The sequence below is a fragment of the Paenibacillus sp. B2(2019) genome (genome assembly GCF_008370385.1).
In the GTDB taxonomy this organism is placed as follows: Bacteria; Bacillota; Bacilli; order Paenibacillales; family Paenibacillaceae; genus Paenibacillus_AQ.
Map to the genome: position 1 here is coordinate 466,188 of NZ_VTZR01000002.1, position 15,644 is coordinate 481,831.

Below are 15,644 nucleotides of genomic sequence, written 5' to 3' on the forward strand. Positions count from 1 at the left end.
AGGGTCATTTTTTAATACGGAGATAAATTAATCGCTCGTTACTTGTATATCTTTCAAAATATAATCCCAGCTATCATAATCGTTCATATCATCAGGAAATCCTAACACACAAATATGATTAATATTCCAATGGATTTCTCGTACTGATGTTAATTCACGAACGGGATAAAGGATAAGGACAGTGAATTCGTTCGGCTTTAATATATCAGACAAAATCGCTTGTAGCTCTACATCCTGTTCGTATGTGGCGAACCATCTAATGAATAGAATTTTTTTACTGCGTAGTAATTTGTCCCAAAATCTCTTAATTCGTAAATCCAGCTTTGCTTTATAAGATGGATAGGTCGTAGACCAATGTTTACCTAAGGTGATAGGAAAATCATGTACCGAGATAATGTTATAAAAGGTATCCTGAATAAAATACGATTTCACTAACGTATTCTTGTTTCCATTAGGATAAGCGGGCACTCCATCCTCTAGAAAAAAATGTGTCTCTTCGAGCATTTGCAGATTTGTTAACTCCATGAAATTCTGAAATCTATTTTTATAAAGTCTGTTTACATCAGTTAATGAATAAGAAATCATCCAGTCGAGAGGCATGGAGAATGTTCTCAAGTTATTCCTTTGCATATTTATAGCAGGAGCACAAGACATACCTAAGCTTACGATTAAATCATAGTTCTTCTTTACATCTTGTAAGTTCATGGACTCACCTAATTTCGATCAGATTCAGGTTCTATTCAACGTTAAAAAAGAGCAGCAACTTAGCTGCCCTCTGAAAATATTAATGGCGTTGTAACAGCAAATAGCCGCTAATCCTTGAAGTTTTTTTACGAAACACAACTTTAAAACCAATGTCATTATCTAATAAACAAGCTAAGGCGGTGTCAAGTAGCCCGTTGGGTCTTAAGCTAGGTCGACAAGGCTCAGCATTTCCAATGATGCGGACAGAAATAATCCTACGTGCAGAGCCACGAACCAAAGGATTTCTGCTCCAAGTGATCAATACCAAATCAGGTTGACGAGTTGCCATTCTGATCCACCCCTTTCTATTAAGCTTCTCTATATAAAATGCACAATAGATTGTAATGTGCTAAACAGAAGCGGAGTGCTATTTTGATCAGCAGTGAGAATTAAAGAGTAACTCTTGTTTAATTTAGGTTTTCAGAATACAATAAAGTAAATTTATGGATGTTCGAATGGCGTAAACGTAGATGACCACAAGGGAGCATATATTCATAACACCGTACGACTGAGCAAGTATTTGATCAATGATCAAATACTTTTTTATTTTCGTTTATAAGAAGCTAAATAGGGGGACACGATGAAGATAGGGAAACCGATTAGAAAGAAGGTATACGGATTTATTTTGCAAGACAATGAAGTTGGAGAAAAGACCTTATTAGTTTATCTTAATGAACCAGAAGTACCCTTTAGATTAGTAGGTGGTAATGTCGATGCCGGGGAAACAGAAGAAGAAGCCTTATTCAGGGAAATTCAAGAAGAAAGTGGACTTAAACAATTTAAATTAGTAAAGAAAATAGGAACACAATATTATTATAAAGATTATATAGATGCAAATGTTGAAAGACATGACTACCTGCTGATTCCAGAAACAAGATTACCTGAAAAGTGGAGATTCACTGGAGAGGGTGAAGGAGAGGACTGTGGGTCTGTTTTTAACTATCAGTGGATAAAACAAGATGAAATATACTTATTAGATAAAGAATTTAGAGAATATATGTCGGAAAAATACATACAAGAATTGTACGGCAATGGATAGGAGGTAACTATCATGTCCATTATATGATCCTTACTCTGAGGTGATAGATATGAATAATCGTAAAATCTTCTCTTTTCTTCCTTTGATCATTTTTTTAGTTATAATATGGTACCTTTTGATGGCGAGTACATCTGCTGTTGTTAATGTAGTGTCAGTAGATAAAAGAGAAATAGTAGTACAAAATATGAGCGGTGATCAAACTACAGTCACAATCCCAAAAGGAATATTTAAGTTGATTAATATAAATGAGGAGTACTTTGTTTCCTATAATAGTAGAATAGGGCAAAAACCTTTTTTAACTTCAATAGAACCAAGTGCTAAATGATTATTGGAAGCAGATTTAACAATAGATCTTATGAATGAAACGGCTGATATATAAAGCATAAAATTGGTGGGATTACTTTGCGTGTAGTTAAGCATATCATGTTATGGTTTGTTTCGACGATTTTATTCACCTTGGCCACTTTTGGATTAGAGCTATGGGAAGGAAATAAAATCAGCACGACTGAATACTATGGGTTTCAAAATATAGGGTTTGTTTTTATTTTCTTAGCATTTCTTTTTTCAGCCGTTCTTTACCCTATTATAATTTTTCCTTTCTCTTGGGTTGTTCGAATGATTGCAAATCCTTTGATTACCCGCATAATGATATTGCTTCTGAGTGGTATCGGGGGATATGTTTTCTTTTACAAGGCATACGATGAACGCTTTATACAGGAATATCATTTGAATAGTAGTATAGCCATTATTCTTTTTGGTATTGCCGGTTCCATTTATGTCTTGGTGGATTATTATCTTGATCAGAGGAGTTGAATATATGAGCTATTTTGAAAGAGTTAATAAAATATCAAACATTTTATTTTGTGTTTTTGGATTGTTTTTTATTTTGACTATAATTTTCTTTTCTACTAGCAGCTTCTCAGAAATCTTGCGTTATAATTTCACAAATGACTTAAGAGGAGCAATGATTACAGTCATTTGTTTTATGATCTCTTTATTTTCACTTGTCCTGGGCATTACTTTGAAATGTCTTGTAAAAGACTCTGATGAAACGATCCAGCTTATTGCCACAAGAATAAAGTAGTTGTTGAAATCTCAGCATGTATAAAAAATCCCTGCAACCTGAGGGGGTGGCAGGGATTTATTTTAATCTAAGAATTGGATAATTTATCTACTTCATCACTAAAAGCATCCTGATACTGATTGAATATTCCTGTATCTAATTTGGTGGTAGCATCATTTGCTATAGGAGGAGTGTCTTGGATTTGCTTGAACATACGATCAATCTCACCAGAGAGCTTAGACCAGATGTTTTTAATTGAATCGTATTTTGCATCCAGGTTGTTGATGTAATTATCGTATTCTAATTTTGTACTCATCGCTTTTCCTAATTGTTCAATTGTAAAATCTATATCTATGGCTTCACCTGTAGAGCTAGTTCCTGAACTTGCATACCAACTGATATCAACAAATCCAACATTCCAAATATCTGAAATGACAAAATTACTAATTTCTTTAAGTGTCGCTTCAGGAGACTGTTCAGTTGTACCTGAATCAGATGTGTTATTTACAGGCTCTTTGAAGAATTTTCTCATTTCGTTAAAGGGTTCTTTATTCTTGTCATTAGACGAATATCCCCAACCAATTTTATCATCCTTAATAAAAATTATAAGTTCACTACTGGAGGACGACTTTTCACCTTGAATTAGGACGATTTTATCTTTTCCACCATCTTTGTCTGTATAATCAGCTGATTCTATTACTGAAGCGTTCTTAAGTTTGTTATTCTCAGGTGTCTCGGTAGATTCAGCCATTTGAAAAATTGGTTGTACATCAGGAAGTATATTTTCGGATACGAACTTCTTTTTTGCTTCGATATCTGAACCATTCAGGAAAATTTCCACATAATCGAGAGCTAATTTCTCGGATTTTGAAAGTTTCTTCTCTGGCACTGGTGTTGCAGCAGCTGTTTTTGAAGAGTCAGCTGTTGCTTCAGACTGAGTAACTTCTGTAGATGTTGTATTCTTTTCCTCTGAATTTGTTTTGGAACTACCACATCCTGTAAGAAGTACAATAGTTGCAACGATACATAAAAAAGCCTTTATTTTCAATCTTATATCCCCCTAAATCTGATAGTAAATACTAATTAATTCTACCAGATATAGGAATGGTAATCTATGTAATGATGAAACCATTATATTGGATATTCGTATTCCTATAAAATGATGTTGAAAGGTCGTGTGCGTGATGGATAACGGGTATTTTGTTGGATGGGGTACATTAGCATTAATAAATGCTGGGTTAGCGCAAGGTAAAAATAGGAGTGGTTTAAACTGGTTTTTAATTTCTTTGCTTTGTGGCCCATTGGCTACATTTTTTCTTGTAATATCGAGTAAGCTGCAAATTCATTAGCCCATTATATTTCGGGAGGGGATTTTTTGCTGAAAGCACTAAGGCTGTTCGGTATTCTATTTAGTGCAGCAACAATCATTCTGGCAATACTATTTTTCCGCGGTCAGGATCAAGTGATCATGTCTTGGACAATGATGGGGATGTGTGGAGCTCTGATTTTTAATGGAGGAGCTAGCTATTTTAAAACTAAAGATAAAATGGCGGCTCTATCTTCGATTGTTGGGATGGTACTCTTAATATTCTCGTTTACTAAATTTCCATTTTAATAAAATACCCCATCAACCTATAAAGGTCGGTGGGGCTTTTTTACGTTTTATCTCTTTTTCAATCAAGTTATAGTAGGTTGCTGCAGGCTATGCTTATTTCTTTTTCTTCTTTGTGGGTCCAATCTGGCGCCTTACTTTATTGTTCTCATCAACCTCAATAATATAAATGTCCTTCACTGTACCGGAAAGAGTAAACCATTCACGTAGAGCATCAGCTTCAGTCATTGGTCCCAATATTCGTTTTCCCCTATAACATATAAAAAACACTCCTACTCCTTAGTGAGTTTGCGAAAATGCAATAATCCTCAAAACGATACTCATTAACGATTTTCAGTAAGTCTCATTATTTTATATTAATGCTAAATTATAGGAGATGCAATGTTGAGAGATTGTTCCTGTTTAGTTCAAGTAACGTTTAGATCCATGGCCATGTTATTTTTGTCTTTTCGAAGTTCATGCGAAGCTATCAGCAAGCACGATACTAAACAGCGATTGACAAAATAGAAGAGCTGCCTAATACTAATTGATAATCATTATCAATGTTTAAGATGTAATTAACTTAAATAGATTGTGTAACGGATCGGAGTGAAATGCAAGATGAAGTTGGAAGATCATATTGCCGCATGGAATTATGCAGCCGTTAAAGTGCTGGATATTCGACATGCTGTGATGGAGCCTGGGGACAAGCTGCAAGGCTATATATTACCTGCATGTGGATTTATCTACTGTGTGCGGGGTGCGGCCAGCTTGAATCTCAACGGTATAGATTACGACGCAGACCGTCATTTTATCGTGCATGGCGGCAAGGGTATGAGACTAAGCATAGAGGCAGGGAAGATTTTTGAATACTATTTATTATTCTATAGAGCCTCCTTACCAGGAAGAAAGGATTTAGCAAGACTTTTGGAACGAAGCAATCCATTTCGGATGCAGTATGGCTTCGAGTCTTTAGAGCCATTGCCACTTCACTATCAACTAATGGCAATGGAACAACTCTGGGCACAAGGAAGCTTATTGGAAAGAATTCAAGTTAAAGGCTTGTTCTATCAGTTTATACATGAATTATTGAAGCAGTTTACAAAGGATGGAATTAACCTCAGGCAACCGGATGTCATTGGGCAGGTCGTCCGTTATATTGAGGTGCATTATCGTCACAATTTATCACTAGAATCTATAGCGGAGCAATTTAATTATAGCCCTCGCCATTTATCAACGCGTTTTAAAGGGGAGACGGGGTTCAGCTTGATCGAATATTTGATACGATACCGGCTTGAACATGCAGAAGAGCTATTACGATGTACCGATGCTCCACTTCGCGATATTGCAGAAGAAGTTGGATATAGCGATGTATATTACTTCAGTCGTATGTTTAGTAAATATAATGGTCAATCACCCATCCGATTCCGCAAGGAAAGCAGGCAGGTGAGCTCATCGGAGAATCGTCCATTTACCACCGCCAGATTCTCCATTGGCGAGAACATACCCTCCCGATATAATGTTGTTGAATATGATAATCATTATCAATACTGTTATCATAATAAAATAACCGGAGGGTCTTCACCTATGCGAATAACAAAGACATCAAGTTTTATTGTAGCGATGCTGCTTAGCTTTACCTTGCTTTTAAGTGCATGCGGATCTGCAAACGTTGGTTCTACTGCCACGAATTCTAAGGGATCCAAAGCTTCTGAAGTTACATCATCATCAGCCAATAATTCAATTGCAACTGACAATAACAATAAAGAGGCTCAGACAAGAACTATCTCTACGGTAAAGGGAGATATTGTCGTTCCGGCTAATCCAGAGAGGGTTGTCGTGTTATACCTTCAAGGGGATCTTGTTGCCCTCGGCATTAAGCCAGTAGGTACTTCGAGTGTCTTTGAAGGAGCGGCCTTTGCAGAAGAGCTGGGAGGTATTGAAGATCTTGGTTCATGGTATGAGCCTAATCCAGAGGCTATTATGGCAGTAAAGCCGGACTTGATCATAGCTGCTTCTGAAGAAACTTACGAAATCCTTAAGGATATTGCACCGACCATTCCAATTCCTTATGAAAAAATGGCGACGGACGAACGTATAATGAAGATTGGCGAGGTATTTGGCAAGGAGCAGGAGGCACAAGCTTTATTAGATAATTTCCATGAGAAGTTGGAGAAAAGTAAGCAGAAGCTTGGTGAACTTGGAATTTTAGATAAGACGGTAACCATTATCGAGGGCGGCAAAAAAGAGATGGCGGTGATCGATAGCAAGCTTTACGGAAGAGGCTCTCAGATCATTTATGAATATTTAGGACTAAAAGCACCAGAGATTCTTCAGAAGAAGATTGATGGCAGGGAGAAGGCTACTGGAGGGTTTGTTTCCTTAGAAGTGTTACCTGAGTATATAGGAGACTTCGTGTTCCGCTCTGTATGGGATGGGGCTGATGATTTGTCGGACAACCCCATTTGGAACAGCATTCCAGCAATCAAAGAAGGTAGATTGATCGAAATTGGGTTTGATTTTTCATATTATTCCGATATCTACTCTCTTGATAAGCAGCTAGATTTTGTAGTTGAGAAGCTAGTGTCAGCGTATGAAAAAAAATAGAAAGCTAGATGATAGAACAGCTGTTATTCCTAATTTAAGAGGGAAATCGTATTTCGGTCTGTTTCTACTCCTAGGGATACTGCTGCTGCTGCTTTCAGTGGCAGCTTCTATCTCTTTTGGCTCTGCTTCCATGAGCCTGAAGATGGCATGGACAGCGATTTTTAATTTTGATCCTGAACTGACCGAGCATCAGATTATTCATGCCCTTCGTATTCCGCGTACAGCAGCTGATATTATTGCGGGTATGTGTCTCGCGGTAGCAGGAGCGGTTATGCAAGGTTATACGCGAAATCCCTTAGCAGATTCCGGATTAATGGGAGTAAATGCAGGAGCAGCTCTTGCAATGGCCGTTACACTGGTTTTTCTTCCAGGGCAACTGCAGACAACAACCTTGCTGGTTAGCTTTATTGGCGCAGGACTTGGCGCAGGATTAACGTATCTTGCCGCTTCATTGAATCGTTCAGGAATGACACCTCAACGACTGGTGCTAGCTGGAATATCAACTACAATGCTATTTGGAGCTGTGGGGTCATTTATCTCATTAAACTATGGAATTGGTCGTGCCCTTGCTTATTGGACTTCGGGTAGTGTGGCTGGAGCAACATGGGTGGAAATTAGGCTAGTTATACCTTGGTTCCTAGGTGGACTGGCTTTGTCACTATTCATTGCACGCTCTATCACTGTTTTAAACTTGGGGGAAGAGATCGCGAAAGGCTTCGGGCAACGGATCGTTCTCGTTAAGATGATAGCTACGCTTGCGGTCCTTTTACTAGCGGGTGTAGCTGTTGCACTTGTAGGGCCAATCGGCTTTGTAGGGTTGATTATTCCGCATATTATGCGTTTTTTTGTAGGTGTAGATTATCGTTATATTATTCCGGCATCAGCCATTTACGGCGGCGCACTTATGGTAGTAGCGGATATCGCAGGAAGGCTGATTAATCGTCCGGCGGAGACAGCACTGGGCATTATTTTTGCAATGATTGGTGTTCCTTTCTTCTTGCTAATTGCGAGCAAAGAGAGGAGAGCCTTCAAATGAATGTTGTTAAATCGCATAAGGCTACAATATGGATTCTATCTCTCATATTACTGCTTATTGCAGGAGCTATTCTTAGTCTTAATTTGGGAAAGGTGTCTCTCAATCCACTTGAAGTATTTCAAGTATTGCTTGGACAAGGTCCAGAGGAGCATAATCTCGTTGTTTATAAGTTTCGTCTTCCTCGGATCGTATTAGCGATACTTGTTGGATTTGGGATGGCACTGGCAGGTGCAGTTATGCAGGCGTTGCTGCGCAATGATCTGGCTGATCCCGGCATGCTTGGTATTAGCTCAGGTTCAGGTCTTATGGTGTTGCTGATTATCTCAACTGTGAGCATTCAAGGCACCGCTATAACATTATTACTGCCGTCTATGGCATTCTTAGGTGGTTTGCTGGCAGCAGCTCTGATCTATATTCTAGCCTATAGGAAACGTCGTATGATTTCTTCTACACGACTTGTCTTGACGGGTGTTGCGATTAATATGGGGTTTAGTGCGCTGTCGTTATTCCTGACTTTAAAGCTTGATGACCAGAAGTATGAGTTTGCGCAGCGTTGGCAAGCAGGATATTTATGGGGGGACAAGTGGTCTTATATCAGCTTGTTGGCACCTTGGGTATTGCTGCTATTCGCATATATTATTTCTTATTTCAGGACATTGAACGTCTTGGTGCTAGGCAACGAAATTTCGATAGGATTAGGAGTCGCTGTAAAGAAGAAATTTTTGCGCCTGGCGATTGCGGCTGTAGGCATTGCTTCTGGCTGTGTAGCGCTCGGGGGCTCCATTTTCTTTATTGGATTGATTAGTCCGCATGTGGCTCGCAAGCTGGTAGGTCACGACTATAAAGTACTTCTACCAACTTCAGCACTTATTGGTGCGCTATTGCTGCTTATAGCGGATACGATTGCTCGAACGGTCAGCTTTAAGTCGGATATTCCCGCAGGGATTATTGTAACAATGCTGAGTGTGCCTTACTTCCTATATTTATTGATGCGTTCAAAATAAATATCGGAGTTCTTTCCAACGTATAAAAAAGCCTTCTTTTTGGGTTTTGCCGCGAGCCCTTACGAGGCTTTTAAAAAAACAAAAAACCGCGAAGATCCTTGATTATACAAGGATTTTCGCGGTTTTTAAACTCCTCTTTTTGTACTTATCTTCTGCTATCATGTAACCACAATGCTTGGTGTACCAAGTAGAATTACGACTGAGTATGAGTAGAACAGTGTTGCAGTAGACCCAAATTGCTCACTAGAGAATTCTAAAAAGAGGCTGTTATGTAGGCTCAAAATTTCTCGGGTTTTGTAATTTTAATTGAGGCTACTTCTCCGCACTTTTTACAAAATGTATATACAACCGGGGAGCCAAAAGTAAAAGATTTACCGATTGGCATTACTCTAGCATCCACAGCGTTCACTTCACCTTTAGCAAAGGTAGTACTTCCACAAGCTTTACAAGTTAAGTTTTCTTGATTCATAATAATCATCCTCAAAAAATATTTAACAATTAATACGTTTTATCCCAAAGATAGGTTTCATTATTAAAAAGTAGTAATGAACAGTACGAAGATACAGATCATTAAGGGAGTAGGAGTATCCCTCCTCTCCCAAGGTTTTGACGAAGTAGACGCATACCGCGCACCGAAAAGTTCAATGAATTACTGCTTTTTGTTTTTTAGAATACACCAAACAACACCGTAAAAATTAAAACAACGATTACAAAACTCATTGATATCAACCTTTTTGGGATTATAGCATGATCTGCCCGTTTGTATAATTCGAATAATTCCAAATAATTAAGTGATAAAGGGGAGTACTGCGATAGAATTGATAGGATTGTAAACATGCTTCCACGTATTTCAAGTTGCAAAAGTGGGAAGGGAATTATATATCAGTAAAGCGGAATTTAGGAATTGGATGGAGGGTAGAAGCGATGATATTTTCCCAGAGGATCACATGAACTGATACGAAAAGTAATCGCGATTCGTATCACAGGGGTTTTTAATAGAATGATAAGTGAATAGAAAACAAAAAAAGCCTTGAAATTCAAGGCTTTTCGATATAGGACGGATGGGGTTCGAACCCATGACCCCTACCCTGTCAATTAAGACTGGTTGGAAATGTGATTCGTCCTTACTCCGACAACGTTTATAATTAATCGACCATCAAATTTAAGAACTTGATAGTATTATTATAATGTGGTCTGTCCTGAAAGTAAAGTGGTCTTTCCAAATCAGGAAGATAGTGGTCTTAGATGGCACTCTTGATTCTTACTCGTTGCCAAGTAATTACACTTGGATCACTCAATAAATAACATTTTAATTGAAAATAAGTCGTGGATACTAATCCCTTAATTTGTATAGTTGATGTCGATTGATTTAATATACTTTGATTGGCTGCTACTGGTGGGTTGACTTTATCATCTGCAAATATAGCCCATCCACAATCCTCTACACCACTAGATACAGTTGCAGTAAATGTTACTCCTGCTGAAGCACCCTTCGTGATATCGACATAGGTTGCGCTATTAGGAGTAATGACAATTGTCTTTTTAACGGTCACTTGATATGCCAAGTTTAAAGCGTAATAATCTACAATTGAATTATCAGCGTCAAGGACTGCTTTAACATAAATAGATTCATTGGTAATACCAGTATTAACATTTGTTATAGTTACAATATTACTGGAATCAACACTAATCGTTGCAATAGTAGAAGGAACCTCAGTGTTTTTATCAGCATAGACAAGTGAATATGTGACCGATTTATCAGTAGTGGACGCACCATTCAAATACACCTTTTTATTGATAATAATTTGTTCATTGTAAGCCAGATCATGCTTATCACCAGTGTTATAGAGTGACATTGTATAGACCTCAGGAGCATAGATGGAAATAGACAAAGTATCATATATAAATCCATTTGTACTGTTTGAGACAGTAACGGTGAAACTACCTTCTTTAACACCTGTTACAAGCCCTGTAGCACTCACAGTGGCAATTGTATTGTTAGATGATGTAAATGTGACCGGAACATTGTTTGTGCTTGTCCAAGCCAATTGAAGCGTGTTACCTATCATTAAAGAAGTAGGATCATTGGTTATATCCACACGGCAAGACAATCCTCCAGCAATGCCATTAACAACATCATCTTTAGCGGTATCAATAGAATCCTTTTCACATGACAAAATTAGAATTCCTTTTTGGCTAAAAGAATCAATTCCGGTGACTTTGAATTTCTGACCATCTACAAAGAACTTAGAATCAATTTTAAGTCCCCATTCCTTATAGGACTCTTTAGTGTAGAGAGTTATCTCCCCATCTAGGACAGATATTACTTTTCCATCAGTTACACCTAAATTACTTACAGTAATATAACAATCCACATGAATAAAACGACATGCCGAATTAACAATTACAGTATGAGGTAAACGGCGCATGATACCCTTATATTTATTGTAACGTTGACCATTTGACTCAGAAATAAACATGTATTTTTTATCCTCATAAACAACAAAATCACCACGATTAAGAGGTGATAGGGAGGATATCTTTTTATCATCATAGTTTTGTTCAAGATTCGTATTAGTGATAAGCGCTTTTGCGACAGTTGGGGAATCATTTATATAAACATCTGAACCAATTTGACTCTGTATAAACTCATAATCTGCTGTATCGGACTTACTGAATAGGTCAAACATTGGATCGCTCCTTTCTTATGAATTGAATAGCATGAACGTTGAACTGTTGCTAGATGAATCATCTGTGACGGACATCATGCGAATCTTACGTTCGAGTTGGTCTATTCTGGATTGGATAGAATCAGCAAAGTCAGAAATAGTGATATCGTCAGATTTGTATGACTTCATTAAAGAAGGATTATTAGCAACACTATTCAGAATGGATAACGCTGCTGAATAGATTTGACGTTTACCAAAGTTAGATGATGGATCATAGTCCAGTTCTGGATTAGTGATCCCTTCTTCTGCTAGGTAGATGGATAGTTCAGCAGGAGATAGGGTAATACCTTGTGTTTCTAGTTGAAGACGCTCTGTGAATTTCATGTGATTGCTCCTTTGTATGGGGATTTTTGGGCATAGAAAAAAGCCCACTCATTAGTAGGCTTGGAATGATTGTTGTTATTTGATTTTCGAGAAATCAACTTTGTAAGTTACAGATAATTCTTTTCCAGCGTACAAATAGATCAATTCTGCTGGTTTACTGAAATCAATTTTATTGATATCAAATGAAGGCATAAGAGAATTACTATAAGCAGGAGAATCAGGCCATGATACTGTCGTATCAGCCATTTCATCTAATCCATCTATTGATAGTGGCTGGTAAATTTTCGCTCCTTGTTTTAAAACAATATTTATATTACTAGCGAAGTCTATGTCATTTCCATAAGCCGTCACATTAAAGGTTAACGTTTCATCGTTTGAAAACATTTTTTTTACTTTCTTTGCATCTGCAAGAGTATATTCTTTGTATTTGTTTGATGCTATGTAAGATTGGCCTACTATTAAAGAATACGGAGTAATTAAAGAAACCTCAGGTTGCCATATCTTCATTTTGTCATACAAGATCGAAAATTCCTGACTACTTTTAAAATTAACATAAGAACTTCTTCCACCATTTCCAATCTTGATGGCATTTTTCATTTGTTGATCCGATAGATTAAATATGCTATTTCTGATAGTTTTGCTTGCTTGACTTTGATTAGCAGATGCAATTTCCGCTTGTGGAAGCGGTGTTGCGAATGCAGGACTTGCAAACAATAGAGTAGCAATAATAAATGAGCCTACAACTTTTTTCATTTTCAATAAACCCCCAATAATATGTAATATTTTCATATTATCGCACTTTATAATTGTAGGTCTATAGAATTAGATAAATAATATGGTTAGTGGTCTAAAAGGAGCAGAGGGGAAATTCGCAAAATAAAAAGCACCCTTGGGAGAGTGCAGATTATTATTTTAGATTAAATCATATCTATTCAGTAATATTGATTTTGTCCAACTGATAAATTTCATGCAGTATTATTTCAATAACATTAATTCCATTTAAGATTGTATTTGGCCTTGGAAAGGTTATGTCATGTGTAGTTTCATTCCCTAGTTTTCTTACTTGATGTAATACATTTGATTGTTTAAAAGTTATGTGTCCATTCTCGTGGAGTCCGTTGATAAGTCCATTCAATTTTTTTGAGCGAACTATTTCACCACTCTGATTAATCACTTTTTCCCCATCATCGTTTAAAACATAGCCATCTGATATATCACAATCTTTACACATTGCTTCCACAATAGTTCTTAAACCTAAAGCAGAAAGGAAATATGACTTAGAGTTATACGCTTTAATAACTTCTATGTAAATATTATAAATATAACTAGTGACATCAGTAAATTTCTTAGGAACAAGATTTTCTTTTTGTATTATATTGGGTTCTTTTTTTGGTTCTTCTGGATAAACAGTAAATTCACTATACAAATTTCTTTGTTTAGTGTGCTCATCAAACTCCCATTGATCTTCATCACAATACTCAGTTAGAAAGGCTATTGTTTCACAACCTAGACATTGGATAATGTAGTATTTATGTTCCCAATGAAACTCATCATAAATATTAGAAGCAGTTTTAAAATCTCTTAAAACTTCATACTTAGTTTTATTATTGCAATTCTGACAATATACTTTTTTCATATATTCACCCTCATTCAATTATCTGTATGAGGTTATATAATTCGATAGAAGAAACTTTTTTCCTTTTTTTGTTCATGTGTAAAGCCATATGCTAAAGCACTCTTTTTAAAGTTTGGGGTAACGTACCTGATAATCTTCCTGATTGGCTGGCATATCATATGTATAATAGTACAAATCAGCGTCTAAATTAAGGGAATTGGATAATATTAGTGGATAAATAGACCACTAACTATCCAAGTTGATGGTCTATTTGCTACACAAGTATAGTTATGTAGCATCTATATCCCCTATAACTATACTTATGAGGGATTTAGACAGGAAATAGGCTATTAATGTAATAATATGGTGATTATCCATCAAATTTGAATGGAAAGTTGACCGGAAATGAATAAAAATTTATGGAATTCCCTATTAATAATGACCAGTGGCACACCTATAATAATCATATATATAAGTGTGCGCGAATCACTATTGTTCCACGGGAAATGTTCCACGATATATCTATCCTTATGTATTATCTATTCATTGATATCAATCATAGTCATTACTATTAAACTTTGTTTCCATCATCGACAACAGCAGTATTCTTGTTTCCTTCTTCGTCTAATCTTAGTAACTCAGTATTCACATCTGTCGTATACGGAGAGTGTCCCAATATACTTTCTACGCTGATTGCTCCCATATCCTTCAACACCTTCAGATTATCAATAACATCACTCTCACTCTGAGGTTGAGCATATTGGAACACTATGTCCAATGTATCCCATTCAGCATCTTCAAACACAATCCCCTGCAACTCTAACAATCGTCTAATCTTTTTATTACGTTGCTTCATTCCTTCTTTTATATACTTCTCACCGATCATGGCTTTAAGGTTAGATAGGGAGAACAATAGTTTAATGGATACTTCACTCAAATTTGAGATATCAACTTTTCCCATCACAATTCCTGGACAAGAACTAATATCAAGTAAACTAGTCATTAGGTGTTTATACAACGTTTCAAATGCTGCATGATCAAACTTATTCTGTGCGTAATAGAAATCACTATCGGAATCTAATGTTAATCCTTGTCCAACAATTCGAGTAGATAATCCCTCGTTATTAGTCAACATTTGCCCTTTTATAATTGGTGTCCCGATGATAAAACGATGGAAAGCATCGACACTCTTACTAAGGAGATCCTCCATTGAATCCAATATAGTCTGATAATCTTCCAAATCACTCCTACCATACACATCATCAATAGGATTATCATTCCGATATAACACAGGCAATCCACTCAAATTAGAAAATGTTCCACGACTTTGTAATGTTCCACCACCGTTAGAATATCTCTCAACACGGTCAGGATAGTAGACGTTGTAGAATGTCACATTGCTAACTGTATATGATTCAACGAATGCAATGTACTCATTATCAGACGATACAACAGGGAAGGAGTCAGCCACATCAATCAATTTACTTGTAATCTTGCCATCCTTAACATAAACATACTCATATGCATTGCCGTACCGATTTACACTATGCACTAAGTCAAAGTCGAGTTTATCATAACCATTCTTATAAACACTCTTAATTGCGTCTACAACCTTCTCATTGCCTGTAAGAGTAACCTTATTCCCGATTAAGTATGCAGTTCCAAAAGCCAATAAACGAACGGCATAATTTAAAATAATGCGTCTAGGAACGAACTCTTTTCCGTTGAATACCTCATTTGGACGCTTGCTAATAGCATGAGCACCAGACAAATACTCTTTAATATCCAGAATCCCCATAACTCTCATTTGATTGTTAACCTCATTAACATACTCAACGAACCATTCATTACTATATCCAAAGTCATTAATAAACTCATTGATTGTACCCAAT

18 protein-coding genes are annotated in these 15,644 nt (G+C 36.8%); 8 read left to right on the plus strand and 10 right to left on the minus strand.

What is annotated here, in order from left to right; translation table 11 throughout:
* Positions 1 to 27 precede the first annotated feature (27 nt).
* Both PAENI_RS02450 and PAENI_RS02455 read right to left on the minus strand, forming a co-directional pair.
* On the minus strand, positions 28 to 705 hold the full coding sequence (locus PAENI_RS02450; RefSeq protein ID WP_149644137.1) for a DUF1796 family putative cysteine peptidase: 678 nt from the start codon (positions 703 to 705) through the stop codon (positions 28 to 30).
* A 79-nt stretch (positions 706 to 784) separates the two neighbouring features.
* Positions 785 to 1,033 carry a hypothetical protein gene (locus tag PAENI_RS02455; protein WP_076299475.1) on the minus strand — a complete coding sequence of 83 codons (249 nt, stop codon included), beginning with the start codon at positions 1,031 to 1,033 and terminating at the stop codon, positions 785 to 787.
* A gap of 291 nt (positions 1,034 to 1,324) precedes the next feature.
* On the opposite strand from PAENI_RS02455, the gene PAENI_RS02460 reads away from it, so the two are divergent.
* The 4 genes from PAENI_RS02460 to PAENI_RS02475 all read left to right on the plus strand — a co-directional run bounded on the left by PAENI_RS02460 (position 1,325) and on the right by PAENI_RS02475 (position 2,867).
* A complete protein-coding gene (locus tag PAENI_RS02460) occupies positions 1,325 to 1,783 on the plus strand; it encodes an NUDIX domain-containing protein (protein WP_149644138.1) in 459 nt (152 codons plus the stop codon).
* A gap of 49 nt (positions 1,784 to 1,832) precedes the next feature.
* A complete protein-coding gene (locus PAENI_RS02465) occupies positions 1,833 to 2,108 on the plus strand; it encodes a hypothetical protein (protein ID WP_149644139.1) in 276 nt (91 codons plus the stop codon).
* Positions 2,109 to 2,185: 77 nt separating this feature from the next.
* Entirely contained in the window at positions 2,186 to 2,596 is a 411-nt protein-coding gene (locus tag PAENI_RS02470) for a hypothetical protein (RefSeq protein WP_149644140.1), read from the plus strand.
* A 4-nt stretch (positions 2,597 to 2,600) separates the two neighbouring features.
* Positions 2,601 to 2,867: a hypothetical protein gene (locus tag PAENI_RS02475; RefSeq protein ID WP_149644141.1), complete on the plus strand. Its 267-nt coding sequence runs from the start codon at positions 2,601 to 2,603 to the stop codon at positions 2,865 to 2,867.
* A gap of 67 nt (positions 2,868 to 2,934) precedes the next feature.
* Here PAENI_RS02475 and PAENI_RS02480 read toward each other — a convergent pair whose 3' ends face one another.
* Positions 2,935 to 3,894, minus strand: a complete 960-nt coding sequence (locus tag PAENI_RS02480) for a hypothetical protein (protein ID WP_149644142.1) — start codon at positions 3,892 to 3,894, stop codon at positions 2,935 to 2,937.
* Positions 3,895 to 4,221: 327 nt separating this feature from the next.
* On the opposite strand from PAENI_RS02480, the gene PAENI_RS02485 reads away from it, so the two are divergent.
* Positions 4,222 to 4,461, plus strand: a complete 240-nt coding sequence (locus PAENI_RS02485) for a hypothetical protein (protein WP_149644143.1) — start codon at positions 4,222 to 4,224, stop codon at positions 4,459 to 4,461.
* A 93-nt stretch (positions 4,462 to 4,554) separates the two neighbouring features.
* On the opposite strand, the gene PAENI_RS31725 is transcribed toward PAENI_RS02485, so the two are convergent.
* Positions 4,555 to 4,695: a hypothetical protein gene (locus PAENI_RS31725; protein ID WP_156113100.1), complete on the minus strand. Its 141-nt coding sequence runs from the start codon at positions 4,693 to 4,695 to the stop codon at positions 4,555 to 4,557.
* Positions 4,696 to 5,058: 363 nt separating this feature from the next.
* Between PAENI_RS31725 and PAENI_RS02490 the strand changes: the two genes are divergently transcribed.
* From PAENI_RS02490 to PAENI_RS02500, 3 genes are read left to right on the plus strand one after another with little or no spacing between them, the layout of a single operon-like run.
* Positions 5,059 to 7,044 (plus strand): AraC family transcriptional regulator, encoded by a 1,986-nt coding sequence (locus tag PAENI_RS02490; RefSeq protein ID WP_149644144.1) that lies wholly within the window; start codon positions 5,059 to 5,061, stop codon positions 7,042 to 7,044.
* Positions 7,031 to 8,080, plus strand: a complete 1,050-nt coding sequence (locus PAENI_RS02495; RefSeq protein WP_149644145.1) for a FecCD family ABC transporter permease — start codon at positions 7,031 to 7,033, stop codon at positions 8,078 to 8,080. Before PAENI_RS02490 ends, PAENI_RS02495 begins: the two co-directional genes overlap by 14 nt.
* The gene (locus PAENI_RS02500) at positions 8,077 to 9,084 is read left to right on the plus strand and encodes a FecCD family ABC transporter permease (protein WP_149644146.1); all 1,008 of its coding nucleotides are present in this window, start codon (positions 8,077 to 8,079) and stop codon (positions 9,082 to 9,084) included. The genes PAENI_RS02495 and PAENI_RS02500 overlap by 4 nt, the downstream gene beginning before the upstream one ends.
* 277 nt (positions 9,085 to 9,361) lie before the next feature.
* Here the strand turns inward: PAENI_RS02500 and PAENI_RS02505 are convergent, their stop codons facing one another.
* The 6 genes from PAENI_RS02505 to PAENI_RS02530 form a co-directional block, all read right to left on the minus strand.
* Complete coding sequence (locus PAENI_RS02505; protein ID WP_149644147.1) at positions 9,362 to 9,553, minus strand: hypothetical protein; 192 nt, start codon at positions 9,551 to 9,553, stop codon at positions 9,362 to 9,364.
* 772 nt (positions 9,554 to 10,325) lie between these two features.
* Positions 10,326 to 11,774, minus strand: a complete 1,449-nt coding sequence (locus PAENI_RS02510) for an Ig-like domain-containing protein (RefSeq protein ID WP_188114453.1) — start codon at positions 11,772 to 11,774, stop codon at positions 10,326 to 10,328.
* A gap of 15 nt (positions 11,775 to 11,789) precedes the next feature.
* Complete coding sequence (locus PAENI_RS02515) at positions 11,790 to 12,137, minus strand: hypothetical protein (protein WP_149644148.1); 348 nt, start codon at positions 12,135 to 12,137, stop codon at positions 11,790 to 11,792.
* Between the two features lie 75 nt (positions 12,138 to 12,212).
* Positions 12,213 to 12,890 (minus strand): hypothetical protein, encoded by a 678-nt coding sequence (locus tag PAENI_RS02520; RefSeq protein WP_149644149.1) that lies wholly within the window; start codon positions 12,888 to 12,890, stop codon positions 12,213 to 12,215.
* 175 nt (positions 12,891 to 13,065) lie between these two features.
* Positions 13,066 to 13,773, minus strand: a complete 708-nt coding sequence (locus tag PAENI_RS02525; protein WP_149644150.1) for a DUF4145 domain-containing protein — start codon at positions 13,771 to 13,773, stop codon at positions 13,066 to 13,068.
* Between the two features lie 550 nt (positions 13,774 to 14,323).
* Complete coding sequence (locus PAENI_RS02530; RefSeq protein ID WP_149644151.1) at positions 14,324 to 15,643, minus strand: phage portal protein; 1,320 nt, start codon at positions 15,641 to 15,643, stop codon at positions 14,324 to 14,326.
* Between the last annotated feature and the right edge of the window lies 1 nt (position 15,644).

Excerpts from the sequence above, each read along its gene's own strand:
- PAENI_RS02495 (WP_149644145.1), top strand. The coding sequence starts at position 7,031 with ATGAAAAAAAATAGAAAGCTAGATGATAGAACAGCTGTTATTCCTAAT.
- PAENI_RS02505 (WP_149644147.1), bottom strand. The coding sequence starts at position 9,553 with ATGAATCAAGAAAACTTAACTTGTAAAGCTTGTGGAAGTACTACCTTT.
- PAENI_RS02515 (WP_149644148.1), bottom strand. The coding sequence starts at position 12,137 with ATGAAATTCACAGAGCGTCTTCAACTAGAAACACAAGGTATTACCCTA.
- PAENI_RS02500 (WP_149644146.1), top strand. The coding sequence starts at position 8,077 with ATGAATGTTGTTAAATCGCATAAGGCTACAATATGGATTCTATCTCTC.
- PAENI_RS02450 (WP_149644137.1), bottom strand. The coding sequence starts at position 705 with ATGAACTTACAAGATGTAAAGAAGAACTATGATTTAATCGTAAGCTTA.
- PAENI_RS02455 (WP_076299475.1), bottom strand. The coding sequence starts at position 1,033 with ATGGCAACTCGTCAACCTGATTTGGTATTGATCACTTGGAGCAGAAAT.
- PAENI_RS02465 (WP_149644139.1), top strand. The coding sequence starts at position 1,833 with ATGAATAATCGTAAAATCTTCTCTTTTCTTCCTTTGATCATTTTTTTA.
- PAENI_RS02490 (WP_149644144.1), top strand. The coding sequence starts at position 5,059 with ATGAAGTTGGAAGATCATATTGCCGCATGGAATTATGCAGCCGTTAAA.
- PAENI_RS02510 (WP_188114453.1), bottom strand. The coding sequence starts at position 11,774 with ATGTTTGACCTATTCAGTAAGTCCGATACAGCAGATTATGAGTTTATA.
- PAENI_RS02520 (WP_149644149.1), bottom strand. The coding sequence starts at position 12,890 with ATGAAAAAAGTTGTAGGCTCATTTATTATTGCTACTCTATTGTTTGCA.
- PAENI_RS02525 (WP_149644150.1), bottom strand. The coding sequence starts at position 13,773 with ATGAAAAAAGTATATTGTCAGAATTGCAATAATAAAACTAAGTATGAA.
- PAENI_RS02460 (WP_149644138.1), top strand. The coding sequence starts at position 1,325 with ATGAAGATAGGGAAACCGATTAGAAAGAAGGTATACGGATTTATTTTG.
- PAENI_RS02475 (WP_149644141.1), top strand. The coding sequence starts at position 2,601 with ATGAGCTATTTTGAAAGAGTTAATAAAATATCAAACATTTTATTTTGT.